At 60.5% G+C, this 23,776-nt stretch carries 22 protein-coding genes; 7 read left to right on the top strand and 15 right to left on the bottom strand.

Annotation, left to right across the window (positions count from 1 at the left end; all coding sequences use genetic code 11):
• Positions 1-100 precede the first annotated feature (100 nt).
• From ACGYK9_RS07575 to ACGYK9_RS07585, 3 genes are read right to left on the bottom strand one after another with little or no spacing between them, the layout of a single operon-like run.
• Positions 101-1,261, bottom strand: a complete 1,161-nt coding sequence (locus ACGYK9_RS07575) for a CCA tRNA nucleotidyltransferase (protein ID WP_394409116.1) — start codon at positions 1,259-1,261, stop codon at positions 101-103.
• Positions 1,258-1,854, bottom strand: a complete 597-nt coding sequence (locus ACGYK9_RS07580; RefSeq protein WP_394409119.1) for a CoA pyrophosphatase — start codon at positions 1,852-1,854, stop codon at positions 1,258-1,260. Before ACGYK9_RS07580 ends, ACGYK9_RS07575 begins: the two co-directional genes overlap by 4 nt.
• Position 1,855: 1 nt before the next feature.
• On the bottom strand, positions 1,856-2,830 hold the full coding sequence (locus ACGYK9_RS07585) for an Hsp33 family molecular chaperone HslO (RefSeq protein ID WP_394409122.1): 975 nt from the start codon (positions 2,828-2,830) through the stop codon (positions 1,856-1,858).
• 76 nt (positions 2,831-2,906) lie between these two features.
• Here ACGYK9_RS07585 and ACGYK9_RS07590 point away from each other — a divergent pair, with 76 nt between their 5' ends.
• On the top strand, positions 2,907-3,344 hold the full coding sequence (locus ACGYK9_RS07590) for an NUDIX domain-containing protein (protein WP_394409125.1): 438 nt from the start codon (positions 2,907-2,909) through the stop codon (positions 3,342-3,344).
• Here ACGYK9_RS07590 and ACGYK9_RS07595 read toward each other — a convergent pair.
• Together ACGYK9_RS07595 and ilvA are read right to left on the bottom strand one after the other, a co-directional pair.
• Entirely contained in the window at positions 3,341-4,597 is a 1,257-nt protein-coding gene (locus tag ACGYK9_RS07595) for a PP2C family protein-serine/threonine phosphatase (RefSeq protein WP_394409128.1), read from the bottom strand. The two genes, ACGYK9_RS07590 and ACGYK9_RS07595, sit on opposite strands and share 4 nt — an antisense overlap.
• Before the next feature lie 78 nt (positions 4,598-4,675).
• Positions 4,676-5,908 (bottom strand): threonine ammonia-lyase IlvA, encoded by a 1,233-nt coding sequence (ilvA, locus tag ACGYK9_RS07600; protein ID WP_394409131.1) that lies wholly within the window; start codon positions 5,906-5,908, stop codon positions 4,676-4,678.
• 124 nt (positions 5,909-6,032) lie between these two features.
• Between ilvA and ACGYK9_RS07605 the strand changes: the two genes are divergently transcribed.
• On the top strand, positions 6,033-7,259 hold the full coding sequence (locus ACGYK9_RS07605) for an argininosuccinate synthase (protein WP_271692663.1): 1,227 nt from the start codon (positions 6,033-6,035) through the stop codon (positions 7,257-7,259).
• 141 nt (positions 7,260-7,400) lie between these two features.
• Here ACGYK9_RS07605 and ACGYK9_RS07610 read toward each other — a convergent pair whose 3' ends face one another.
• Positions 7,401-7,814 carry a hypothetical protein gene (locus tag ACGYK9_RS07610; protein ID WP_067267884.1) on the bottom strand — a complete coding sequence of 138 codons (414 nt, stop codon included), beginning with the start codon at positions 7,812-7,814 and terminating at the stop codon, positions 7,401-7,403.
• 66 nt (positions 7,815-7,880) lie between these two features.
• Entirely contained in the window at positions 7,881-8,579 is a 699-nt protein-coding gene (locus ACGYK9_RS07615) for an HAD family hydrolase (protein WP_394409134.1), read from the bottom strand.
• A 155-nt stretch (positions 8,580-8,734) separates the two neighbouring features.
• Here ACGYK9_RS07615 and msrA point away from each other — a divergent pair, with 155 nt between their 5' ends.
• Positions 8,735-9,400, top strand: a complete 666-nt coding sequence (msrA, locus tag ACGYK9_RS07620) for a peptide-methionine (S)-S-oxide reductase MsrA (RefSeq protein ID WP_394409137.1) — start codon at positions 8,735-8,737, stop codon at positions 9,398-9,400.
• A gap of 15 nt (positions 9,401-9,415) precedes the next feature.
• Here the strand turns inward: msrA and ACGYK9_RS07625 are convergent, their stop codons facing one another.
• Both ACGYK9_RS07625 and ACGYK9_RS07630 read right to left on the bottom strand, forming a co-directional pair.
• The gene (locus ACGYK9_RS07625) at positions 9,416-10,291 is read right to left on the bottom strand and encodes a ribokinase (protein WP_394409140.1); all 876 of its coding nucleotides are present in this window, start codon (positions 10,289-10,291) and stop codon (positions 9,416-9,418) included.
• A complete protein-coding gene (locus ACGYK9_RS07630) occupies positions 10,291-12,549 on the bottom strand; it encodes an NADP-dependent malic enzyme (protein ID WP_394409143.1) in 2,259 nt (752 codons plus the stop codon). The genes ACGYK9_RS07625 and ACGYK9_RS07630 overlap by 1 nt, the downstream gene beginning before the upstream one ends.
• 192 nt (positions 12,550-12,741) lie before the next feature.
• Between ACGYK9_RS07630 and mutS the strand changes: the two genes are divergently transcribed.
• Positions 12,742-15,363, top strand: coding sequence for a DNA mismatch repair protein MutS (gene mutS / locus ACGYK9_RS07635; RefSeq protein ID WP_394409982.1), 2,622 nt, complete (start codon positions 12,742-12,744; stop codon positions 15,361-15,363).
• A 31-nt stretch (positions 15,364-15,394) separates the two neighbouring features.
• Here mutS and ACGYK9_RS07640 read toward each other — a convergent pair whose 3' ends face one another.
• Together ACGYK9_RS07640 and hrcA are read right to left on the bottom strand one after the other, a co-directional pair.
• A complete protein-coding gene (locus tag ACGYK9_RS07640; RefSeq protein ID WP_067267873.1) occupies positions 15,395-15,958 on the bottom strand; it encodes a nucleotide exchange factor GrpE in 564 nt (187 codons plus the stop codon).
• 9 nt (positions 15,959-15,967) lie between these two features.
• Positions 15,968-17,032, bottom strand: coding sequence for a heat-inducible transcriptional repressor HrcA (hrcA, locus tag ACGYK9_RS07645; RefSeq protein WP_271688629.1), 1,065 nt, complete (start codon positions 17,030-17,032; stop codon positions 15,968-15,970).
• 110 nt (positions 17,033-17,142) lie between these two features.
• Between hrcA and rph the strand changes: the two genes are divergently transcribed.
• The 3 genes from rph to hemW are packed head-to-tail and all read left to right on the top strand — an operon-like array spanning position 17,143 to position 19,611.
• Positions 17,143-17,856, top strand: a complete 714-nt coding sequence (gene rph / locus ACGYK9_RS07650) for a ribonuclease PH (protein ID WP_271688630.1) — start codon at positions 17,143-17,145, stop codon at positions 17,854-17,856.
• Positions 17,853-18,464, top strand: coding sequence for an RdgB/HAM1 family non-canonical purine NTP pyrophosphatase (gene rdgB, locus ACGYK9_RS07655; RefSeq protein ID WP_394409146.1), 612 nt, complete (start codon positions 17,853-17,855; stop codon positions 18,462-18,464). The genes rph and rdgB overlap by 4 nt, the downstream gene beginning before the upstream one ends.
• A complete protein-coding gene (gene hemW, locus ACGYK9_RS07660) occupies positions 18,457-19,611 on the top strand; it encodes a radical SAM family heme chaperone HemW (protein WP_394409149.1) in 1,155 nt (384 codons plus the stop codon). The genes rdgB and hemW overlap by 8 nt, the downstream gene beginning before the upstream one ends.
• On the opposite strand, the gene ACGYK9_RS07665 is transcribed toward hemW, so the two are convergent.
• From ACGYK9_RS07665 to mnmG, 4 genes are read right to left on the bottom strand one after another with little or no spacing between them, the layout of a single operon-like run.
• Positions 19,608-20,507, bottom strand: a complete 900-nt coding sequence (locus tag ACGYK9_RS07665; protein ID WP_394409153.1) for a ParB/RepB/Spo0J family partition protein — start codon at positions 20,505-20,507, stop codon at positions 19,608-19,610. The two genes, hemW and ACGYK9_RS07665, sit on opposite strands and share 4 nt — an antisense overlap.
• Positions 20,508-20,519: 12 nt before the next feature.
• Positions 20,520-21,317: a ParA family protein gene (locus tag ACGYK9_RS07670; RefSeq protein WP_394409157.1), complete on the bottom strand. Its 798-nt coding sequence runs from the start codon at positions 21,315-21,317 to the stop codon at positions 20,520-20,522.
• Positions 21,310-21,915: a 16S rRNA (guanine(527)-N(7))-methyltransferase RsmG gene (gene rsmG / locus ACGYK9_RS07675; RefSeq protein ID WP_394409160.1), complete on the bottom strand. Its 606-nt coding sequence runs from the start codon at positions 21,913-21,915 to the stop codon at positions 21,310-21,312. Before rsmG ends, ACGYK9_RS07670 begins: the two co-directional genes overlap by 8 nt.
• Positions 21,912-23,774 (bottom strand): tRNA uridine-5-carboxymethylaminomethyl(34) synthesis enzyme MnmG, encoded by a 1,863-nt coding sequence (mnmG, locus tag ACGYK9_RS07680; protein WP_394409163.1) that lies wholly within the window; start codon positions 23,772-23,774, stop codon positions 21,912-21,914. The genes rsmG and mnmG overlap by 4 nt, the downstream gene beginning before the upstream one ends.
• Between the last annotated feature and the right edge of the window lie 2 nt (positions 23,775-23,776).

Below are 23,776 nucleotides of genomic sequence, written 5' to 3' on the forward strand. Positions count from 1 at the left end.
CAATGGTTATGCCAGCTTAGCTGAACCAGATCCCGAGGTACATTTCGCCCATCTCCCTTGTAATGGGCTTTGGATAGACGAATTTCCCCGCGATGTCGACCTAGCTGCGCCGCGCCAATAGGTCCGCCCGGGTCAAGGTGAAGCCGGAGTCGACCCAAAGCTGCTCCAGCCGGGCGAGCTCTTGGCCCAAGGCCGGGCCTTTGAACGCGGGCATCAGGTCTTTGGCCGTTACTGGAAACCGAGCCGCCGCGGCGGTTTTTATTGTCTTTAACATGGCGGTTTCGGGCATCTGTTCCGCCATACAGCCCCGCAGCAAAGCCGCGCCAATGGCCACATCCGCCCCATGACGATAGGCAAGCTCAGGCAATGGTGGCCCTGCGAAGCCCTGCTCTTGCAGCAGGGTGAGATGTTTGGCCTCTGCTTTGCTCAACCGCAGACGGTCGGTCAAACCCTCCCCGCCCAGCGCAGCCAGACGCACCAGCCAATCGGGATCAAGGCCAAGCTCTTGTTCGAAATGGACCAGCAGGGAGATCCAACGGTCATCACTCCCCGGTAAAAGCACGGGCAAAGCACCGGTTTGCCGCATCAGAGCCAGTGCGGGGGCAGGATCAGGCGCGCGGAGGAGTTTTTTGAACTCCTGCCCCACGCGTTCCGCCGAGAGCGTCTCGAGCCCATCCAAATTCGACGCGATGGCATTCAGCGCCTCAGGCTCTGGCCCCACTTCAGGGTCGCCATACCACGCCATGAAGCGGAAATAGCGCAGGGTGCGCAGGTAATCTTCGCGGATACGCTGACCTGCGTCCTCGATGAAACGCAACCGGCGCGCGCGCAGGTCGGGCAGCCCGCCCAAGGGGTCGATCACATGGCCCTCGGGCGTGGCATAGAGCGCGTTCATCGTGAAATCCCGGCGGCGGGCGTCATCAGCGATATCGGTGGAAAAGGCGACGACAGCCCGGCGGCCATCGGTCTCTACATCGCGGCGAAAGGTGGTGATCTCAAAGGGTTTGCCACCCGAGACCAGTGTCACCGTACCATGGTCGATCCCTGTCGGCACGGCCTTGACCCCGGCAGCCTTGGCCAGCGCCATTACCGTTTCAGGCGTCGCCTCGGTAGAAAGGTCCACGTCGCTGTCTGGCAGTCCCAGCAGCGCATCGCGCACGCAGCCGCCGACGAAATAGATAGGATGCCCGCCATCCTGCACCACGCGGCAAACCCGCTGTGCGTCTTCGTCATGTAGCCAGCGCGTGCCGGTCGGAATCATTGGTTCATTCGTGTCGCCCATGCCCGCAACATACGCGCGGTCGCGCCCCAGATGTAATAGGGGCCGTAGGGAACGGCGTAATAATACCGCCGCTGGCCGCGCCAACGCCGGGAATGCACAAGGTAGTTGCTGAGGTCGAGCACATGGTCAAGCGGCACGCGAAACACCTCTTCGACCTCACCGGGCTCAGGCACCACGGTAAAATCGCGCGTCACATAGCCGATCACGGGCGTCACACTAAAGCCGGTGACCGTCTCATGAGCCGGAAGCACGCCCAAGACATCCACGATATCGCTCGGCAGGCCAATCTCTTCGCGGGCTTCGCGCAGGGCGGCAGCGATGACATCCGCATCCCCGCCGTCTTGCTTGCCCCCCGGAAAGGCGATCTGCCCGGGGTGATGTTTCAGCGCCGAAGACCGTTTGGTCAGGATCAGCTCCAGGCGCGCACCGGTATCCACCACCGGGGCCAGCACCCCCGCAGGACGCAGGGCGCGCCCCTCGGGGAGGGTAACCTCTGGGTTCAGATCGAAATCAGAGGATTCCACCCCGGTTTGGGCAAGCGCCTCGCGAAAGGACTGGAACCGATCGCTCACCTCAGGCCTTGGCGTCGAAACCGACCGTGGCCGGATCAAGGTCGTAATGCGCGCCACAGAACTGGCAATCCGCGGTGACCCGCCCCTCGTCCGTGGTCATCTTTTCGATATCGCGGGCCGAGTAGATCGACAAGCTTTGCCGCACGCGGTCTTCGGAACAGGTGCAGCCGAAACGCACCGGCTGGGGGTCATAGACCCGCGGTTGTTCCTCGTGAAACAATCGCAGCAGCAGATCGGTCGGCGGAACGCTTGGGCCGATCAGTTCCAAATCCTCAACGGTGCCGAGCAGGATGTTCACTCGGTTCCAATCCTCGGCCTCATCGCCCTCGACCAAGTCATCGGCCTTGAGAATGTCACCGCTCCCCTCGCCCGACGCCGCCAACGGCGAGGCTTTGGGCATATGCTGCAACATGATGCCACCGGCGCGCCAATGCTCCGGCTCATCCGGGCCGGACGATTTGCCAAAGCTCAGGGAAAAGCGGGTCGGCAACTGTTCGGACTGGGCGAAATAGGCCTCGGCACAGGCGGCCAGAGACCCACCGGCCAGCGGCGTGATGCCCTGATAGGGGGTCATGCCTTGGCCTTGGTCGATCATGATCGCGAAATAGCCTTCGCCGACCTGCTCGAACGGGGCGTCATCGGTCAGCCGGTCCGCATCATAGCTGGCATAGGCGCGGATGCGCGCAGGCTCGCCTTCTTTCTCGGGGCCGTAGTAATCGGTCGCGATCATCCGAACGGCACCTTTGGACTGCACCTGCAGGGACAGCTTCCAACGCAGTTTGATCGTCTGGCCGATCAAAGCGGTCAGCAACGCCATCTCGGCCACCAGCGCTTCGACCTGCGGCGGATAGTCATGCTGGTTCAGGATGCCTTCCAACACGCCATCAAGCCGCGCCACGCGGCCGCGCATGTCGACATCATCAAGCTGAAAGGGCAGAACGGTATCGTCCCACGCGATTTTAGTTCCTTGGGTCATCGGGTTTCCTTATCGGGGGCCGCTTGGCATACCGCGTCTATATAGGCGCAGCAACCCATGGAAAAAGGGGCAGCATATGATCCGACGTACAGGTGAGACACCACACCCCGGCCAACGCTACACGCCGCGCCCCGGCGTCTATGCTATTCTGCCGCTGCAACGCCGCTTTCTGATGACGCTGGAAATGGCGGAGGAGACCGAGGTGCAACTGCCCGGCGGCGGTATCGAGGCGGGGGAATCCCCGCTTCAAGCGCTGCACCGCGAGGTGCTGGAGGAAACCGGCTGGCGCATCGCCCGCCCGCGTCGATTGGGAGCCTTCCGCCGCTTTACCTATATGAAGGATTACGACCTCTGGGCTCAGAAGATCTGCCACGTCTATGTCGCCCATCCCGTGCGCCAGATCGCCGCCCCGACAGAGCCGCATCACGCCACGCTGGTGCTATCGGCCAGCGAGGCGCTGGCAACCCTCGCCAATGAAGGTGACCGTTTGTTTCTGCAACGCCACCTAGGCTAGGCGTTGCCGTGATACTCAAGCAATATCCCCGAGACATCATCGGGGAAATCGCGGCTGCCAGCGAATTCCGACAACTTCCAAACCAGCGCACTCAGCAGCGCCGGGCCGCTGAACCGGCGCAATTCGTCCAACATGCGGGCCAAACCCTCTTCGCCCAACATCTCCCCCCCCGGATCGGGGCATTCCGTCACCCCATCGGATAGGATCAACAAACGATCGCCGGGCGCCATCTGAAGTTTATAGTCCTCGAACCCCACTCCAGAGAGCAGCCCGACAGGAAACCCCCCGGTGCCCGATTGTTCGACCCGCCCATCCGAGCGCAACAAGGCCGGATGCGGATGCCCCGCCTGGGCGACAGTGACCTCCCCGGTCGTGAGATCCGCAATGGCGAGCATCAGGGTGAAATAATGCTCCGTCTCCATCTCATGGAGAACAAGATCGTTCAGTTCCGCAATTACTTCGCCCGGAGGCCGCGCCGCGTAGGTCCCCCCGGGCAAAAGCGTGAGCGCAAGGTTCTGATCCGGCGTGGCCGCCGACAGATACCCCGCCAGCCGCGCCGTCATCAGGGCCGAACTGATCCCATGCCCAGACACATCCAAGCCAAACAGCCCCACGACCCCCGGCCGCACCGGGAAATACCCCACCAAATCCCCGCCAACATGCCCGGCAGAGCGCAGCATCATCGACAGATTGCCCCCCTCCATGGCGCGATAACGCTCCCGGAGCAGCGATTGCTGGAATTTCTTCGCCTCGACCAAATCCTTGTCGATCCGCGCATGCACCTGCCGCAGAATATCCAAAGTCTCGGTAATCAGCTGATTTTTCTGCGTCAAGTCCCGCTGCATGGCCAGAAAACGCGCCCCCGCCATAAGACGCGCGCGTAGCTCCGGCAGACCGGCGGGCCGTATCAGAACATCATCAGCCCCCGCATCAAGGGCGCAGTCCACAGCCCGCTCATGACTGTCGGCCAACAGAATGACATAACTGCCGCGCCCTTGTGAAAGCTCCCGAAAAGCCCTGCAAAAATCGAGCCCCGATATCGCCCCACTGCAAAGCACGATATCAGGCCACCCCTGCGCGCAAAGGGCCAACGCGTCGGCTTCCGAGGCGGCAGAAACCACCTCATACCCCCATCCTTTCAACGCGGTCGAAAGACAGGCCCGCCCGGTCTCATCCCCCTCGACCACCAAAACCAAGGACGCCACAGCAGGTGTCGCCACCGCTTCGGAAAGGCTGGGGATATCCAATTTCATGCGACACGATCCTGACAGACCCTATCGAGTTAACCCACCAAGCCTTACCAGAAGGTGAATCCCTCTGGCCTTCCGCCCCTACAGAACGAACTGCGCCAAGGTTTCGTCGTTTGTGATATCCGTATAGGTAAAGCCGGATTGCCCCAATTGCTCAAGAAACGGCTTGAAATTCTCTGGCCGCCGCGTCTCGATCCCGATCAGGACCGAACCAAAGTTCCGCGCCGATTTTTTCAAATACTCAAAGCGGCAGATGTCATCCTCCGGCCCCAGCAGCATCAGGAATTCCTTCAACGCCCCGGGCCGCTGCGGCAGGCGCAGGATGAAATATTTCTTCACACCCGAATAGCGCTGCGCCCGCTCCTTGACCTCCGGCAAACGCTCGAAATCAAAATTGCCACCCGAGGCAACACAGACCACCGTCTTACCGGCAATCTGATCCGCCACCTCACCCAGCGCATCGATCGACAGCGCGCCCGCCGGTTCCAACACGATGCCCTCGACATTCAGCATCTCGTTGATCGTCACGCAGATCCGATCCTCGGGCAGGTGCACCACATCCGCCGGGTCCACCCCGCGCAAACGTTCAAAGGTCCGCGCACCGATCTTGGCCACCGCAGCACCGTCGACGAAGTTATCGATCGGCGAGACATCCACCGGCGCCCCAACTTCCAACGCCCGCGCAAAGCTTGGCGCCCCGGAAGGTTCGACGAATGTATAGTCGCAGGCATCCCCGAAATAGCTGACCACGCCCGAAGACAGCCCGCCGCCGCCCACGGGCAAGATTACCCGATCCGGCACCCGGCCCAACTGCGCGGCAATCTCCACAGCCACAGAAGCCTGCCCCTCGATCACGTCATCATCATCGAAAGGCGACAGAAAATGCGCCCCTTCGTCCCGGCAGAAACTCTGCGCTGCGGCCAGTGTGGCATCGAAATAATCCCCCACCAGCCGGATCTCGACATTCTCACCGCCAAACATCCGGGTCTTCTGCACTTTCTGCTGCGGTGTCGTCACCGGCATGAAAATCACGCCGCGCACCCCGAAATGGCTACAGGCAAAAGCCACCCCCTGCGCATGGTTCCCCGCCGAGGCACAGACGAAAACCCCCTGCCCCGGGAACACCTTGCGCATCGCATTGAACGCCCCGCGCAGCTTGTAGGAGCGCACCGGGCTCAAATCCTCGCGCTTCAACCAGATATCCGCGCCGAACCGCTCTGACAGATGTTCGTTGCGCAAAAGCGGTGTCGCCGGGAACAATGCCCGCAGCGCCTCTGCCGCCGCCTGTGCTTTTCGTGCAAATTCATCCGCCATCTTTGCTCTCCTTGCTGCCGTTCGTCGATAGGCGCGCAGCCAGCATAGGTCAACGCAGGCTTCAATCTTGCCCGCGCCCGCGAAAACCGCTACCTCGCAGGGCGAACTTGAAAGGAAACCCGTCATGTCCGCGCCCAAGAAAGTCGTGCTTGCCTATTCCGGCGGCCTCGATACCTCGATCATCCTCAAATGGCTGCAAACCGAATATGGCTGCGAGGTGGTGACCTTCACCGCCGACCTCGGCCAAGGCGAAGAGCTGGAACCGGCCCGCAAAAAGGCCGAAATGATGGGCATCGCGCCTGAGAATATCTACATCGAAGACGTGCGCGAGGAATTCGTCCGCGACTTCGTCTTCCCGATGTTCCGCGCCAACGCGGTCTACGAGGGTCTCTACCTGCTGGGCACCTCCATCGCCCGCCCGCTGATCTCCAAACGCCTCGTGGAAATCGCCGAAGAAACCGGCGCCGACGCGGTCGCGCACGGCGCCACCGGCAAGGGCAACGATCAGGTCCGCTTCGAGCTCGCCGCCTATGCGCTTAACCCCGACATCAAGGTCATCGCCCCCTGGCGTGAATGGGATCTGTCGAGCCGCACCAAGCTCTTGGCCTTCGCCGAAAAGAACCAGATCCCGATCGCCAAGGACAAGCGCGGCGAAGCGCCCTTCTCGGTCGACGCCAACTTGCTGCACACCTCCTCCGAAGGTAAGGTGCTCGAAGACCCGGCGGTCGACGCGCCCGACTACGTCTACCAGCGCACCGTGAACCCCGAAGACGCCCCCGACACGCCCGAATACGTCGAGATTGGATTCGAGCGCGGCGATGCGGTCAGCATCAACGGCGAAGCCATGTCCCCCGCCACGATCCTCACCAAGCTCAACGAACTTGGCGGCAAACACGGCTGCGGCCGCCTCGATCTGGTCGAAGGCCGTTTCGTCGGCATGAAGTCCCGCGGCATCTACGAGACCCCGGGCGGCACTTTGCTCTTGGAAGCCCACCGCGGCATCGAATCCATCACCCTCGACCGCGGCGCCATGCACCTCAAGGACGAGCTGATGCCGAAATACGCCGAGCTCATCTACAACGGCTTCTGGTACAGCCCCGAACGCACCATGCTGCAAGCCGCCATCGACGCGAGCCAAACTCATGTCACCGGCACCGTGCGCCTTAAGCTCTACAAAGGCCACGTCCGCACCGTCGGCCGCTGGTCCGATCACAGCCTCTATTCCGAGGCCCATGTGACCTTCGAAGATGACGCCGGCGCCTACGACCAGAAAGACGCCGCAGGCTTCATCCAACTAAACGCCCTGCGCCTCAAACTCCTCGCCGCCCGCGACAAGCGCAGCAAAGGCTGAAGCGCGGGATCCCAATCCCCCTTCATCCTTTCTTAAATACCACGGGGGTCCGGGGGCAGCGCCCCCGGCGGCCAGCCCCAGATAAAAACGCAAAAGGCCCGGACGCTCCCGCCCGGGCCTTTCTCTGAGCCACCTACCGGATCAATCGGCAGTGACGACCGTCATCACCAACTCCCCATTCGGTTTGATCGGCCCGTCTTCCTTGGCGCCCAACGTATATTCGAACACGCCGGTTTTCATGCCACCATCTTCGGAATGCACCATCAACATTAGCATGTCGCCCGAAGCCACATCCTCTTGCAGGATCGCGACCACATCCATGTTCTCGCCCGCGCGCAGCGGAGCGTAGCCGACCACGGGGCCGGGCTTCATATCGGCATCGGTGCGATGCACGACCAGCCAGCCATTCTCGCCTGCCATCACCTTATCGGCAGTGACGACGCCATTCGATACATCCTGACCCGAAGCTTCGACCATGGCCATGGCATGGGCATCCGCCCATGCGCCACCGGCGATCATGGACAGGGCGATTGCGGTGCTTGCAAATTTTTTCATCTGGTTTTCCCTCCGTTTGAAATAGCACCGTAGTCACGACAGCCCCGCGAAATAGTTTCGCGGTCTTCAGGAATTTTTTAGACGTTCCGCAAACAGCCGCTCATAGTAGGGCATGGCCGCCTCCAGAACTTCCGCCTCTGCTCCTTTAAGCTCGGGCAGTTCCCCCTCCGGCCCGGCAAAACCGGCGCTGCGATGGATCGCCCCATACCAATGCGGCGCCCAAACCCCATCCTCGGCCCGCGGCCCGGCGGGCCAATGCAGCATCGCAGGATCAAAGGGCAAGTCGATGGCTGCGCAAAGCCTGCGCAGCATCCCCTCCGGGTCCGCGCGGATATCGCCGCTGTCGATGACAAGTCCGCCCAACCGCTCGAAGAGCATGAGTTGCCGATCAAACCCGATATCCGCCAAACGGGGTGCTTCGCGCTTCTCCGCATAGCTTGCGATCACCCGGGCCGGATGGCGGATCAGGTGGATGTTCACACAATCCTCGGCCCAATCAAGTGGGAACCCGTCGATCATATGCTGCGCCATATGTTTCATATAAAGATGCCGCCCGCCGTGTTGGACAAAGCCAAGAGGCACCCGTGCGGGGTCTTGCTCCTGCGCCGCCAGTACCGCGTCGCGCATCGGATGATCCAGCCCCGTCGCCTTGAGATAGGCCGCGTAAAACGGCTCATCCATCGCGGTGAAATCCGCGCGCGCTCCAAAACTATACATCATCGCAGTGCTAAGATTGCGCGGCCCTGACCACATCGCAATTCGCATGAAGAGCTTCTCCCATTGCCGTTCAACTCAGAACGCTAGAAAGAACGCGCCCGCGCGCCAAGTGGTAAATTGCCTTCACCAGAGCGTGACTTTCCCCGCCCCGGACTTGCGCTATCTCCGCCCCAGCGGCAAGCCTAGGCCTGAGGAGGACCGACATGTTCCAAAAATCAATGTTCAAACCCGCCATTCTGACCCTTGCGATCACTCTGGGCCTCGCCGCGCAGAACCGACCTGCGGCGGCGGCGGAGACCGAGATGCTGACCGTGGCGGGCGGCTGCTTCTGGTGCGTCGAAGCCGATTTCGAATCCGTCAAAGGCGTGAAAGAGGCTATCTCGGGCTTTGCCGGGGGCCGCACCAAGAACCCGACCTACAAAGAAGTCACCGGCGGCAACACCGGCCATTACGAAGCGGTGCAGATCCAATTCGACCCGGATGTGGTCAGCCGCAAGACACTGCTTGATCTCTTCTTCCGCTCGATCGACCCCACAGATGCGGGCGGGCAATTCTGTGACCGGGGCGAAAGCTACCGGACCGCGATTTTCGCGGGCAGCCCCGCCCAGAAAAGCGCGGCAGAGGCTGCCAAGGCCGAAGCGCAGGCCGCCCTCGGGACCAAGGTCGTGACGCCGATCCTTGGCGATGCGCCCTTTTACCCGGCCGATGATTACCACCAGGACTACTACAAAAGCAGCGACCGCCTGGCGTTCAGCAGTGTCGGCGTGGCTGTGAAAAAATCGGTCGCCTACAAACGCTACCGCAAGGGCTGTGGCCGTGACGCCCGCGTGAAACAACTTTGGGGCAGCGCGGCGCCCTTCGTGAAGTAACCGCGCCCCGGTAGATTAGCTGCGAAAATCGTGATCCCGGATCTCTTTCAGATCGGGGATCACATCTGCCGTGCCATGACGCGTGACCATCAAGGCCCCGGCGCGCATGGCCAGATCAATCGCCTGCGGCATGGTCATCCCCCGGTCCAACCCGGCCAGCAGATAGCCGGTGAAAGTATCGCCCGCGCCGGTCGTATCCACCGCATCGACTTGATAGGCGGGGAAGCTCTCGACCAGATGTGCCTTGTTAGAGACCCATTCACAGCCCCCCGCCCCCAGCGTCACCACGATGTCGTCAATCGGCAGCTGCCGCAGCTCGCCCCCCGTCGCGGCCCGCAACTGCGCCGCTTCGACCTCGTTCAGCACCAATAGATCGATCTGTTCGAGGATCGCCGTCACCGCATCCGCATCGAAAGGGGCTGCGGCATAGGCCAGTCGCAGGCCCAGAGTTTTCGCCGTTCGCGCCGCGAACCGCTGCCCGTTGGTTTCGTTCTGCATCAACAGCCAATCGCCCGAGGAAGCCTCGCTCAGTGCGGCACCGATCATCTCATCGGTGATCTCGTGATTGGTGCCGGGGAAGATGACGATATTGTTCTCCCCTTCCAGATCCACGGCGATATTGGCGTGACCGGTCACGCCCTCCATCAAGGTGATATGCGCCGTTTCGACCCCATATTCCAAAAGCCGTTCCAGCGCCCAACCGCCATCGGCGCCCAACGCGCCGACATGCATCACCCGCGTCCCGGCCCGGGCGGCGGCGACCGACATATTGGCCCCCTTGCCGCCCAGCCCCTGCCGGAAATTCCGGGCTGAAATGGTCTCTCCCGGTCCCGGCAGATGGGCCAGCAGATAGAAGTTATCCGCGTTGATAGAGCCGAGGTTCCAGATCATCAGCCCACCTTACAGGCGGCGAGAATAGCCATGTTAAGGATGTCATTCGCCGTCGAGGTGGAAGAGCAGATCTGGATCGACTTATCGAGGCCCGTAAGGATCGGCCCGATCACCGTCGCCCCCGCCATCTCCTGCATCAGCTTGACCGAGATGCTGGCCGAGTGCCGCGCTGGCACTACGAGGATGTTCGCAGGCCCCGTCAGCCGCGAGAACGGGTAATTCGCCTGACTGGCCGCGTTCAGCGCCACATCGACGGTCATCTCGCCCTCATATTCGAAATCCACCCCGCGCTGGTCCAGCACCTCGGGCGCGAGGTGCATCTTTTCGGCCCGTTCCGAGACCGGATAGCCGAAGGTCGAGAAGCTGACGAAGGCGACCCGAGGCTCCAGCCCCAGATGCCGCGCCACGCGCGCGCCGCTTTCGGCAATATTGGCCAGGTCGTTCTCATCGGGCCATTCATGCACCAAGGTGTCGGCGATGAAGACGATGCGCCCCTTGTGCAGCAGGGCCGTGATGCCCGCGGCCCCGGCCTCGGCATTGGCATCAAAAACGTGGTTGAGCCGCTCCAAGACATGCGCCGACTTGCGGGTCGCCCCGGTCACCAGACCGTCGCCATGACCATGCGCCAGCATCAGTGCGGCAAAGACATGGCGGTCGCGTGAGGCAAGGCGGTGGATGTCTTTGCTGTCGAACCCCTTGCGCTGCAACCGGCCGTAAAGAAAGTCTTTGTAGGTCGCCAGGTGCTGGGTGTTGGCGGCGTTCACCACCTCCAACTCGCGCACCGCGTCGGCCATGCCCGCTTCTTCGAGCTTGGCGCGCACGTCGTCCTCGCGGCCCACGACCAGTGCTTTGCCCAAGCCCGCGCGCTGGTACATGACCGCCGCGCGCAGCACCTTGGGATCGTCGCCCTCGGCAAAGATCATCCGGGCCTGATTGGCCCGGGCGCGGGCGTTGATGCCGCGCAAGATGCTCGCCGTCGGGTCCATCCGCGATTTCAGCCCGACCTCATAGGCCTCCATGTCGATGATCGGGCGCCGCGCGGCCCCGGTGGCCATCCCCGCCTTGGCCACGGCGGGTGGAATGCGGTGGATGAGGCGTGGGTCGAATGGCGTGGGAATGATGTAGTCGCGGCCAAAGCTCAGCGTGCGGCCATAGGCCAGCGCCACCTCGTCCGGCACGTCCTCGCGCGCCAGTTGCGCCAGCGCATGGGCGCAGGCGATCTTCATCTCATCGTTGATGGCCCGGGCATGGATGTCGAGCGCGCCACGGAAGAGATAGGGAAAGCCCAGCACGTTGTTGACTTGGTTCGGGTAATCTGACCGCCCGGTGGCGACGATGGCATCCATGCGGACCTCATGCGCCTCTTCGGGCGTGATCTCCGGGTCCGGGTTGGCCATGGCGAAGATTACCGGGTTGTCGGCCATGGAGGCCACCATCGCCGGCGTCACCGCCCCTTTGACCGAGACGCCAAGGAAGACATCCGCGCCCTTCATCGCCTCTTCCAAGCTGCGCAGTTCGGTATTGGCGGCATGGGCAGATTTCCACTGGTTCATGCCCTCGGTGCGGCCTTGGTAGATCACGCCCTTGGTGTCGCACATGATGCAATTGTCGTGTTTCGCGCCCATCGCCTTGAGCAGTTCCAGACAAGCGATGCCCGCCGCCCCCGCGCCGTTGAGCACGATCTTCACGTCCTCGATCTTCTTGCCCGAGAGGTGCAACGCGTTGATCAGACCCGCAGCACAGATCACCGCCGTGCCGTGCTGGTCGTCGTGGAAGACGGGAATGTCCATCTCTTCCTTCAGACGCTGCTCGATGATAAAACACTCGGGCGCCTTGATGTCTTCGAGGTTGATGCCGCCGAAGGTCGGCCCCATCAGCTTGCAGGCGTTGATGAAAGCCTCGGTGTCCTCGGTATCAAGCTCGATATCGATGGAGTTCACATCCGCGAAGCGCTTGAACAGAACCGCCTTGCCTTCCATCACCGGTTTGGAGGCCAGCGCGCCGAGATTGCCAAGCCCCAACACCGCCGTCCCGTTCGAGATCACGGCGACCAGATTGCCCTTGTTGGTGTAGTCATAGGCTGTCTCGGGGCTCTCGGCGATGGCCTCGCAAGGGACGGCCACACCGGGGGAATAGGCAAGGCTCAGGTCGCGCTGTGTGGTCATCGGCACGGTGGCCGAGATCTCGAACTTGCCGGGGGTCGGTTCGAGGTGAAAGGCAAGCGCCTCTTCAGAGGTGATACGGTTCTTTCTCGTCACGACATTACCCTTCTTCTGCTTTGGGATCTTCTTAGCCACGATCCGACTTCAGCACAACGCAAGCCCCGCGTCAGTGCAAATCGCATTACAAAGACCGCCCAAGGCCCCGCACCCCCTTTCGCTGCGCCGGGGGGTTTTGTAGGGTCCGCGCGGCAACAGGGGGCAGCCGTGCAGACAGAAAAAGTAACGCCAATGATGGCCCAATATCTCGAGCTTAAAGCGGACCACGCGGATGCGTTGCTGTTCTACCGCATGGGCGATTTTTACGAGATGTTCTTTGACGATGCCATCGCGGCGGCAGAGGCGTTGGACATTGCGCTCACCAAACGCGGCAAGCATCAGGGCAAAGATATCGCCATGTGCGGCGTGCCGGTGCATGCCGCCGAAGGCTACCTGCTGACGCTGATCCGCAAGGGGTTTCGCGTGGCGGTCTGCGAGCAGATGGAAAGCCCCGCGGAGGCCAAGAAACGCGGCTACAAAGCGGTGGTAAAACGCGACGTGGTGCGGCTGGTCACCCCCGGCACGCTGACCGAAGAAAGCCTGCTGGAAGCCCGCCGTCACAATTACCTCGCGGCCTTTGCCGAGGTGCGCGATGCCTGCGCGATGGCTTGGGTCGATATCTCGACCGGCGCGTTTCACGTGATGCCACTGGCGCAGGTTCGGCTGGGGCCGGAATTGGCGCGGCTGTCCCCGTCGGAACTGATCGTCTCAGAGGCGAAAGAGACGGATTTGCACGAGGTCGTCTCTGATTTTGGGATTGCACTGACGGGTCTGGCCCGTTCGGCCTTTGACAGCACCAGTGCGGAAAAACGGGTCTGCGACCTGTTTGATATCGCCACGCTAGAGGCTTTCGGCAGCTTCACCCGCGCCGAAGTTTCGGCTATGGGAGCGGTAATAGAATACCTCACTATCACTCAACGCGGCAAGCTGCCCCTGCTCCGCCCGCCCCAGAAAGAGGCAGAGGCCCGCACCGTTCAGATTGACGCGGCAACCCGGCGCAATCTGGAACTCACCCACTCCCTAAATGGTGGCCGCGCCGGGTCTTTGCTGTCGATCATGGATAATACCGTCACCGCCGGGGGCGCGCGCCTGCTGGAGCGGCGGATCTCAAGCCCTTCGCGCGTTGTCGATGTGGTCACCTCCCGCGCCGATGCGCTCAGCTTTGCCTATGACAATGCCCGCGTTGCCGAAGACATTCGCCAACGTCTGCGCAATGTGCCGGACCTCGACCGGGCGCTGTCGCGTCTGTCGCTCGACCGGGGCGGTCCGCGCGACCTTGCCGCAATCCGCAATGGGTTGATCGAAGCCGAGGCTTTACACCAGAGCCTGACACAACAGGACCTCCCCGACCTGCTTCGCGAAGCTGCGGAAGGGTTGCAGGGCCATGGAGATCTTATTGACCTGCTGGATCACGCGCTGGTGGCCGAGCCCCCGCTGATGGTGCGCGACGGCGGATTCATCGCCCCCGGCCATGACGCCGACCTCGACGCCGCGCGCGAGCTGCGCGACGAAGGCCGCAGCGTAATCGCGGGCATGCAGCAGCAATTCGTCTCTGATACGGGGATTTCGTCGCTGAAGATCAAGCACAACAACGTGCTGGGCTATTTCGTCGAATGCACCGCGACCCATGCCGAGAAAATGCTGAACCCGCCGCTGTCAGAAACCTTTATCCACCGTCAGACCACGGCGAACCAAGTGCGCTTTACCACTGTCGAACTGTCCGAGTTGGAGACGAAAATCCTCAACGCGGGCAACCACGCGCAGGAGATCGAAAAGCGGCTCTACGAAAGTCTTCGGAGTGCTATTCTAGAGCATGCGGCAGAGATCGGACAAGCCTCTGCCGGGTTGGCCGAAGTCGATCTGGCCACAGGTCTGGCCGACCTCGCCCGGAGTGAGAATTGGACCCGCCCGCGCGTGGATATGTCCCGCGCCTTTGACATCCAAGGGGGGCGGCATCCAGTCGTTGAACGCGCTCTGACCCAGCAATCGGGCGAGCCTTTCATCGCCAATGACTGTGACTTGAGTGCCGAAGGTGAAGCCGCGAACATCTGGCTCCTCACTGGCCCGAACATGGCGGGTAAATCGACCTTCCTGCGCCAGAACGCGCTGATCGCCCTGATGGCGCAGATGGGCAGTTTTGTGCCTGCAAGTTCGGCGCATATCGGCGTTGTTAGCCAGCTTTTCAGCCGCGTCGGTGCCTCAGACGATCTGGCGCGGGGCCGCTCGACCTTCATGGTCGAAATGGTCGAAACCGCCGCGATCTTGAACCAAGCCGACGACCGCGCGCTGGTGATCCTCGACGAGATCGGGCGCGGCACCGCGACCTACGACGGACTCTCGATCGCTTGGGCCACGCTGGAACATCTGCATGACGTGAACCGGACCCGGGCGCTCTTCGCCACCCATTATCACGAGATGACGGCGCTGGCCGGCAAGCTGCCGGGGGTCGACAATGCCACGGTGGCAGTCAAGGAATGGGAGGGCGAGGTCGTCTTCCTGCACGAGGTGCGCAAGGGGGCGGCGGACCGCTCTTATGGGGTGCAGGTGGCGCAGTTGGCGGGCCTGCCCGCCCCGGTGATCGCCCGCGCCCGCGTGGTGCTGGAGGCATTGGAGAAAGGCGAACGCGAAGGCGGGGCTACACAAAAGACGCTGATCGACGATCTGCCGCTCTTCGCGGCCAGCCCGCCCCCGCAACCGGCCCCTGCGAAAACCTCGGCGGTCGAAGAGAAGCTGGCAGAGATCATCCCCGATGAACTCTCCCCACGTGAAGCGCTTGAGCTGATCTATAAACTGAAAGAGGCGGCCAAATCCTGACCGCCTCCTTCGAAAGTGACTGTTTGGACGTTTAGCTCGCCGGGGTCGAAGAAACGCCGACCTGCGCGGGGCGCAGCAGACGGTCGTGCAGCATAAAGCCTTCGGCGGCGACCTGAATGATCTCGCCCGCCACGGTGCCGGGAACAGGCGCCTCGAACATCGCTTCGTGGTGCTTGGGGTCGAACTTGTCACCAACCTCGGGCGCGATCACTTCGATACCATGCTTTTTGAAAACGTTCAGCAGCTCGCGCATCGTCAGTTCCACACCTTCCAGCAGCGGGCCAAAGGCCTCTTTCTGCTCATCGGTGGTGGTTTCCAGCGCGCGTTTCATGTTGTCATAAACGGGCAGCATGTCACGGGCCAGCTTGGAGCCGCCATAGTTCTCGGCCTCGCGACGGTCCTTGTCGGAGCGTTTGCGCGCATTCTCGGCATCGGCGAGCGCGCGCATGAAACGGTCGCGGTACTGGTCACGCTCGGCGCGCAGTTCCTCAACCGCAAGGGCTTCTTCGTCGATCTCGGCCATGTCTTCGGCGTATTCTTCAGCTTCGGCGCTGTCGATCTCGTCCAAAAAGTCGTTTTCTTTCGGCTCTGCCATGTTCCACCTCTAGTTCCGGTCGGAAATCAGCTTTCCCACCAGTTGTGCCGTGTAGTTCACAATCGGCACGATACGTCCATAATTTAAGCGTGTCGGGCCAATGACACCCACGGCGCCGATCACCTTACGATCAGCGTTCATATAAGGGGAAACGACCAGAGAGGAACCCGAAAGTGAGAAAAGTTTGTTTTCCGAGCCGATAAAAATGCGCACACCGTCCCCATCTTCGGCCAGTTCGAGGAATTCGGCGATGTCCCGCTTGCGCTCAAGATCATCGAAAAGGCTACGGATACGGTCAAGGTCTTCGGCCTCCGCCTCTCCGCCCAGCAGATTCGACCGACCGCGCACGATCAAACGCTCGGAATGCTCTCCTTCCGCGTCCCACAGCACCGCCCCGCTTTCGACAAGCTGCTGCGCGAGCACGTCGATCTCCTGACGGCGCTTAGCGATCTCCTGCTTGATGCTGCGCTGCAACTCGCTGAGGGTTTTGCCTTCGACGAAAGCATTCAGGAAATTCGCCGCCTCGCGCATCGAACTGGGGGTCTGCCCGGGTGGCGGCGTGAATAGCCGGTTCTCCACATGCCCGTCGGAGAAAACAAGCACCACCAAAGCTCTATCAGGCGAAAGAGAGACGAATTCGATATGTTTGATCGGCGCTTCGTGCTTCGGCGTCAACACGAGCGAGGCACCATGCGTGACGCCCGACAGGGCCGATCCGATCCGGTCCAACAGCCCGCCGACATCAGAGGAATTATTTCCCAAGGTCGCGTCGATCTTCTCCCGGTCAAGCTCTGTCGGATCGCCAATCTCGATCATCCCATCGACGAACATCCGCAGCCCCAATTGCGTCGGAATGCGCCCGGCTGAAACGTGAGGGCTGTCCAACAGGCCCATATATTCGAGATCCTGCATTACATTGCGGATTGTCGCCGCCGAGACCTTTTCGCTGAAGTCCCGCGTCAGGGTGCGCGACCCCACCGGATCGCCACTTTCCAGATAGCCTTCAACCACCCGGCGAAACACTTCGCGGGATCGGTCGTTCATGTCTTTCAGCAATTCAGGCGTGTTTTTCATCGGAGCTCGCTCTCTTGTCTAATAAAGGTACAAGCCGGGCAAACGTCAATCGGGGTTGCATCAAAGCCTTGTGGGGCGGTATCCCCGGGCAACATCAAAAAGGATATGTCATGCGTCCCTCTGGCCGGAAACTCGATGAAATGCGCGCCGTCTCGATCGAGACAGGTTTCACCAAACATGCCGAAGGGTCGGCCCTGATCAAGATGGGCGATACCCATGTGCTCTGCACCGCGACGATCGAAGATCGCGTGCCGCCCTTCATCAAAGGCTCCGGTCTGGGGTGGGTCACTGCCGAATACGGCATGTTGCCCCGCGCCACCAACACACGGATGCGTCGCGAAGCCGCCTCCGGCAAACAAGGGGGTCGCACGGTCGAGATCCAGCGCCTGATCGGCCGCGCCCTGCGCGCCGGGGTCGACCGCTCCGCATTGGGCGAGCGTCAGATAACCGTCGATTGTGACGTGCTACAAGCCGATGGCGGCACCCGCTGCGCGTCCATCACCGGCGGTTGGATTGCCCTGCGTCTCGCCGTGAACAAGCTGATGAAGGCGGGCGATGTCGTCTCTGACCCGCTGGTCGATCCCGTCGCGGCGGTAAGTTGCGGCATCTACGCAGGCCAACCGGTGCTCGACCTCGACTACCCCGAGGATTCCGAGGCGGGCGTCGATGGCAACTTCATCATGACCGGATCCGGCAAGCTGATCGAAGTGCAGATGAGCGCCGAAGGCTCAACCTATACCCGCGACCAGATGAACCAGCTGATGGATCTGGCCGAGAAAGGCGTCGGCGAACTGGCCACCATCCAAAAATCGGTTACCGCATGACCCGCAAGTTCACCGAAAATCGCATTCTGATCGCCACCCATAACGCCGGCAAACTGGCTGAAATGCGCCAGCTCTTCGCCCCCCACGGGGTTGAGGTGGTCGGCGCGGCAGAGATGAACCTGCCCGAGCCGGAAGAGACCGAGACGACCTTCGTCGGCAACGCCCGGATCAAGGCGCATGCCGCCGCCAAGGCGACCGGCCTGCCCGCATTGGCCGACGATTCCGGCATCGAAGTCGAAGCGCTTAACAATGCACCCGGCGTCTATACCGCGGATTGGGCCGAAACAGAGAATGGCCGCGACTTCGTCATGGCCATGACTAAGACGCGCAACCTGCTGGAAGAAAAGAACGCCCCTCACCCCCGCCGCGCCCGTTTCTGCGCGAACCTGGTGTTGGCATGGCCCGACGGCCATGATGAGGTTTTCGCGGGCAAGGTAAACGGCACGCTGGTTTGGCCGATGCGCGGCGAACAGGGTCACGGCTATGACCCGATGTTCCAACCTGACGGCCATGAGGTCACCTTTGCCGAAATGGACGCCGAGCAGAAAAACAGCATCAGCCACCGCGCCGATGCCTTTGCGAAACTGATTGCGGCCTGTTTTGGCTGAAGATTGGCAACAGGGCGGCTTCGGCCTCTATATCCATTGGCCATTTTGCGAGGCGAAATGTCCCTATTGCGACTTTAACAGCCACGTTAGCCGCTGGATCGACCAAGCCGCTTGGCGGGATGCCTATCTCGCCGAGCTTCAGCGCGCTGCGGATGAGACACCGGGCCGCGTGCTCAATGCCGTCTTTTTCGGCGGCGGTACGCCCAGTCTGATGGACCCCGATGTCGTCGCAGACATCATCAGCGCCATCCGGGGCCACTGGCCCACGGCGAACGATCTGGAAATCACCCTCGAAGCCAATCCCGGCTCGGTCGAAGCGGGCCGCTTTGCCGCCTACAGACAAGCCGGAGTGTCCCGCGTGTCGATGGGCATTCAGGCACTGAACGATCCGGATCTCAAACGTTTGGGCCGCCTACATTCGGCGAAAGAAGCGATGACTGCTTTCGACATCGCCCGTAATACCTTTGACCGCGTGAGCTTCGATCTAATCTATGGGCGGCAAGACCAATCCGCCGTGGAATGGGAAGCCGAGTTGAAACAGGCTCTATCCCTCGCGATAGACCACATTTCGCTCTATCAGCTGACCATCGAACAAGGCACCGCCTTTGGCGACCGTTACGCCCGCGGAAAACTTCGCGGCCTGCCCGACGAAGATCTCGGCGCGGATATGTTCACCCTGACCCAAGACATCTGCAATGACATGGGCATGCCTGCTTACGAGGTGTCAAACCACGCCCGGGATGGCGCCCAATCGCGTCACAACCTGATCTATTGGCGCTATGGGGACTATATCGGCATCGGCCCCGGCGCCCATGGGCGGTTGACGCTGGACGGAGAGAAATTCGCGACAGTTGCTTATAGCAATCCACAGCGGTGGCTCGACGGTGTCGCAAAGGGCGAAGCGGAGAAACCCCGGACCGCCCTGAGCCGAAGCGAACAGGCGACTGAGTTTCTCCTGATGGGCCTGCGCCTGAAAGAAGGCGTTGACCTTAGCCGTTACGCCGATATGGCCGGGCATGAGATCGACGAAAAGGCCGTCAATCACCTGCAAGACATCGGCATGGCAGCACGCGAGAAAGACAGGTTAATTGTTTCAGATCAAGGCGTTATCGTCCTAAACGCCGTGATCGAAACGCTTCTGCCTTAAGAGCCGCCCAACAGGCGGCAGATCTCATCCAGCTGATCAAGCGTGGTATAGTGCAACGTCACCTTACCCGCTTCCTGACCCGGTTTATGATCCAAACTAACCTTCATACCGAGGTTGGCTGACAGATCGCCTTCAAGCGCCTGTGTATCGGCATCCTTCGCTGGGCGCTGCGAGAGACGCTCCTTATTTACCATATTACCACGTTCGCCGGCCTGATCTTTCTTAACCAAAGCCTCGGTCGCGCGGACGGAAAGGCCGCCTTTGATGACCTGCTGCGCCAGTTTCAGCGGATCCTTCGCCGGAATTAGCGCCCGCGCATGCCCCGCGCTCAGTTCATTCTGGCGCACCATCTCTTGCACCGGATCTGGCAGGTTCAGCAGGCGCAATAGGTTCGCAATATGGCTTCGGCTTTTCCCGAGGGCTTCGGCCATCTTCTCCTGCGTATGGCCGAACTTATCCATCAACTGTCGATAGCCCGCCGCTTCTTCGACCGAGTTCAGATCTGCCCGCTGGATGTTCTCAATGATCGCGACTTCAAGCACTTCGACATCGGTGAACTCGCGCACGATCACCGGAAGGCTATGCACCTTGGCGATCTGAGATGCCCGCCAACGCCGTTCACCCGCGACGATCTCGAAGTTTCCGTCGGCCAAAGCGCGGACGATCAGAGGCTGAATGACCCCCTTTTCTTTGATTGAGGCCGCGAGATCATCAAGATGCTCTTGCTCAAACCGCTTACGCGGCTGATCCGGGTTCGGTTTGATCCGCTCGATCGGAACGAACTGCTCCGCCGCCGCGGCCCCCCTGGCGGCCACGCTCTCGGTCTCCGCTACATCCGCCATCAGTGCCGAAAGCCCCCGGCCAAGGCCCCGTTTGCGCTCTTGTTTGTCTGCCATACTGCCACCTTATTAACCATTGTTTCTTGTTAGCTCCGCCGCCAAATCGCGGTAGGCTTGGGCCCCTTTCGATGTGGGATCATAACTCAAAACGGGCATGGCAAAGCTCGGCGCTTCGCTGACCCGAACATTGCGCGGAATCACGGTTTGGAACACCAGTTCACCAAGGTTCGCCCGCGCATCATTCTCAACCTGTTGCGACAGATTATTGCGGCGATCATACATGGTCAGCAGAACGCCCTCAATCCGCAGGTCCTTATTCCCGCTTTGCCGGACCTCTCTTATCGTCAACATAAGCTGAGAGAGCCCTTCCAACGCAAAAAATTCGCTCTGCAAAGGCACAAGTACAGAGTGCGCCGCGATCATCGCATTCACGGTCAATAGGTTGAGCGAAGGCGGGCAATCAATCAGGATGTAATCAAACTCAAAGTGATCCATCTGGGTTTGCCTGAGTGCGTCGTGCAAAAGGAAACTTCTTTTCTCATTCGAAAAGAGTTCGATATCCGCAGAGCTAAGGTCAACCGTCGCCGGAACGATGAGCAACCCTTCCGTTTCGGTGCGCTGAATGACATCCTGCGGAAGGCTATCGTCCAGCAAGAGATCATATGTTGTAAATTCGCGATCTTCGACTTCGATACCAAGCCCCGTAGAGGCGTTGCCCTGCGGATCCAGATCAACCACCAGAATACGCTTCCCAGCTTCCGCCAGCGCAGCGGCAAGATTGATCGTCGTCGTCGTTTTTCCCACACCGCCCTTCTGGTTTGCAATGGCAATGATTTTCGGTCCATCTGGACGAGAAAGGTCAGACACGGGCGATATCCTTAATCTTTAGAATGGCAGCGTCCGGATTGGTCTTGCTGGTTACCGTCTCTAGGTCGTAAGTCCAATCCTGCCGCGCCTCTAGGTCTTCACGCTGCCAGCTTTGACCTTTAGGGAGAAGTGCAATGCCTCCGCGTTTAAGATGCAACTCGGCGAACCCTAACAACTTCGTCAGATCGGCTAAAGCGCGGGCAGATAGCACGTCTGCTTTGAGACATTCGAGTTCTTCGATTCTGTCGGTTTTCACCTTTGCCGCAAGATCAAGTTCTCGAATGGCCGTCCGCAGAAAAGCTGATTTCCTCTGATCACTCTCAACCATAACCACATCGAATCTGTGCTCTTCTTGATTGAGGATCGAAATAACGATGCCCGGAAAACCTCCGCCGCTACCAAGGTCTACCCAGTTCCCTCGCCCCGTAGCAAGCTCAAAGATTTGGACGGAATCCAGAATATGGCGGGACCAAAGGTCATCCAAGCTGCTTTTGGAAACCAAATTAATCTTCGGATTCCATTTCCTCACCAGTTCAGCAAAGGCTTTCAGCTTTTCAAATGTTTCACGTGAAACATCGATGTCATTTTCAGTGCTCATGCTGACTTCTTTCCGGCCCCGCGCTTCACACGAGCAAGTATCAAAGTCAGCGCGGCTGGTGTCATTCCATCAATGCGCGCCGCCTGTGCCATTGTTTCCGGACGCGCGGAAGATACCTTCGACTTCAGCTCGTTAGAAAGGCCTGCAAGATCATCGAAGGAAAAATCAGACGGTATACGAACGTTCTCGTCTTTCTTCAGCACATCGATCTCTTTCTGTTGTCGAGCGATGTAGGTTGCGTAGAGCGCGTCCCGTTCAATCTGTCGGCGTATTTCGAATGGAGTTTCTTCCAGGCTGCGATCAAGTGGCAGCAAGTCTTCAAACTCCACATCGGGAAAGGCGAGAACCTGATAGCCGCTACGCTTTGCACCATCTTGGTTGACTTTGATACCGGCGCTCGCAAGCTCTTTCGGCGTATACTCCGTACCTTCCAGCTTCGCTTTTGTCTCCTCTAGGGAGGAAACCTTCTTCTCAAAGCTGTCTCGGCGCGCGGCAGAGGTACAGCCTAACTGAATCGCCAAAGGAGTTAGCCGCTGATCCGCATTGTCTGCCCGTAGCGACAGGCGGAACTCGGCCCGAGATGTGAACATCCGGTAGGGTTCTGTAACGCCCCGGGTCGTCAGATCATCGACCATAACCCCAATATAGCTTTCGGAACGGGTAAATGTCACCGCATTCCGGCCTTGGGCGCTAAGAGCGGCATTCAAGCCTGCTACCAGTCCCTGCGCGGCCGCTTCCTCATAGCCCGTCGTACCATTGATCTGTCCGGCGAGATAGAGGCCGGCTACGGTACGGACCGCAAGCGTTGATGAAAGAGCGCGCGGATCGACGTAGTCGTACTCGATGGCGTAACCAGGTTGCAAAATAGTTGCGTTCTCGAGGCCGACCATGCTTCGGACATAGGCTTCCTGCACATCTGCCGGGAGGGAGGTCGAAATGCCGTTTGGATAGACGGTATGATCATCCGCGCCCTCGGGCTCTAGGAAAACCTGATGCGACTCTTTATCGGCAAAACGGACGACCTTATCTTCGATCGAAGGGCAATAACGCGGGCCTACGCCATCGATATGCCCGCCATACATTGCGGACCTATCGAGATTCTCTCTGATGATCTGATGAGTTTTCTCGTTCGTATGGGTAATACCGCAGGCGACCTGGGGGGCTGAAACCTTGTCGGAGAGGAAGGAAAACAGGATGGGGTCATCGTCCCCGGGCTGCGCTTCCAATATATCCCAGTTGATCGTGCGGCCATCCAGCCGGGGTGGTGTCCCCGTCTTTAGTCGGCCCATCGGTAGATTAAAGGAATCGATCCGTTCGGCCAGTTTGACCGACGCTTTGTCCCCCATGCGGCCGCCTTCGTGCGATACATCGCCGACATGAATGACACCCCGGAGGAAGGTCCCCGTCGTAAGAACGACGGATGTCGCCTTGATGTTCGTTCCGTCGGCCAAGACTACGCTGGCAACGACTTCGCCGTCCATCACGAAGTCGGTAACCTCTCCTTCAATGATGTCGAGGTTAGCTTGAGCCTCGATCTCGCGCAGCATCTCTGTCCGGTAGATTCTCCGGTCAGCCTGAGCGCGAGGGCCCTGAACCGCGGGGCCTTTTCGACGGTTTAGCAGGCGGAATTGGATACCAGCTTTATCGGCAACGCGACCCATGACGCCGTCCATCGCGTCGATCTCTCGTACCAGATGGCCCTTCCCCAGTCCGCCGATGGCCGGATTACAGGACATGACGCCGATTCCATCCCGGCTCATCGTGACCAGCGCTGTCTGTGCGCCGAGCCGTGCCGAAGCGTGCGCTGCTTCCGCGCCCGCGTGGCCCCCACCGATCACGATCACATCAAAATGTTTCACGT

The sequence above is a fragment of the Sulfitobacter sp. 1A15258 genome (assembly GCF_043557045.1).
Classification (GTDB): domain Bacteria; phylum Pseudomonadota; class Alphaproteobacteria; order Rhodobacterales; family Rhodobacteraceae; genus Sulfitobacter; species Sulfitobacter faviae.

Bases quoted from the DNA above. Each gene is read 5' to 3' on its own strand.
- ACGYK9_RS07575 (WP_394409116.1), bottom strand. From the start codon at position 1,261: ATGATTCCGACCGGCACGCGCTGGCTACATGACGAAGACGCACAGCGG.
- ACGYK9_RS07585 (WP_394409122.1), bottom strand. From the start codon at position 2,830: ATGACCCAAGGAACTAAAATCGCGTGGGACGATACCGTTCTGCCCTTT.
- ACGYK9_RS07590 (WP_394409125.1), top strand. From the start codon at position 2,907: ATGATCCGACGTACAGGTGAGACACCACACCCCGGCCAACGCTACACG.
- ACGYK9_RS07595 (WP_394409128.1), bottom strand. From the start codon at position 4,597: ATGAAATTGGATATCCCCAGCCTTTCCGAAGCGGTGGCGACACCTGCT.
- ilvA (WP_394409131.1), bottom strand. From the start codon at position 5,908: ATGGCGGATGAATTTGCACGAAAAGCACAGGCGGCGGCAGAGGCGCTG.
- ACGYK9_RS07605 (WP_271692663.1), top strand. From the start codon at position 6,033: ATGTCCGCGCCCAAGAAAGTCGTGCTTGCCTATTCCGGCGGCCTCGAT.
- ACGYK9_RS07610 (WP_067267884.1), bottom strand. From the start codon at position 7,814: ATGAAAAAATTTGCAAGCACCGCAATCGCCCTGTCCATGATCGCCGGT.
- ACGYK9_RS07615 (WP_394409134.1), bottom strand. From the start codon at position 8,579: ATGCGAATTGCGATGTGGTCAGGGCCGCGCAATCTTAGCACTGCGATG.
- msrA (WP_394409137.1), top strand. From the start codon at position 8,735: ATGTTCCAAAAATCAATGTTCAAACCCGCCATTCTGACCCTTGCGATC.
- ACGYK9_RS07625 (WP_394409140.1), bottom strand. From the start codon at position 10,291: ATGATCTGGAACCTCGGCTCTATCAACGCGGATAACTTCTATCTGCTG.
- mutS (WP_394409982.1), top strand. From the start codon at position 12,742: ATGATGGCCCAATATCTCGAGCTTAAAGCGGACCACGCGGATGCGTTG.
- ACGYK9_RS07640 (WP_067267873.1), bottom strand. From the start codon at position 15,958: ATGGCAGAGCCGAAAGAAAACGACTTTTTGGACGAGATCGACAGCGCC.
- hrcA (WP_271688629.1), bottom strand. From the start codon at position 17,032: ATGAAAAACACGCCTGAATTGCTGAAAGACATGAACGACCGATCCCGC.
- rph (WP_271688630.1), top strand. From the start codon at position 17,143: ATGCGTCCCTCTGGCCGGAAACTCGATGAAATGCGCGCCGTCTCGATC.
- rdgB (WP_394409146.1), top strand. From the start codon at position 17,853: ATGACCCGCAAGTTCACCGAAAATCGCATTCTGATCGCCACCCATAAC.
- ACGYK9_RS07665 (WP_394409153.1), bottom strand. From the start codon at position 20,507: ATGGCAGACAAACAAGAGCGCAAACGGGGCCTTGGCCGGGGGCTTTCG.
- rsmG (WP_394409160.1), bottom strand. From the start codon at position 21,915: ATGAGCACTGAAAATGACATCGATGTTTCACGTGAAACATTTGAAAAG.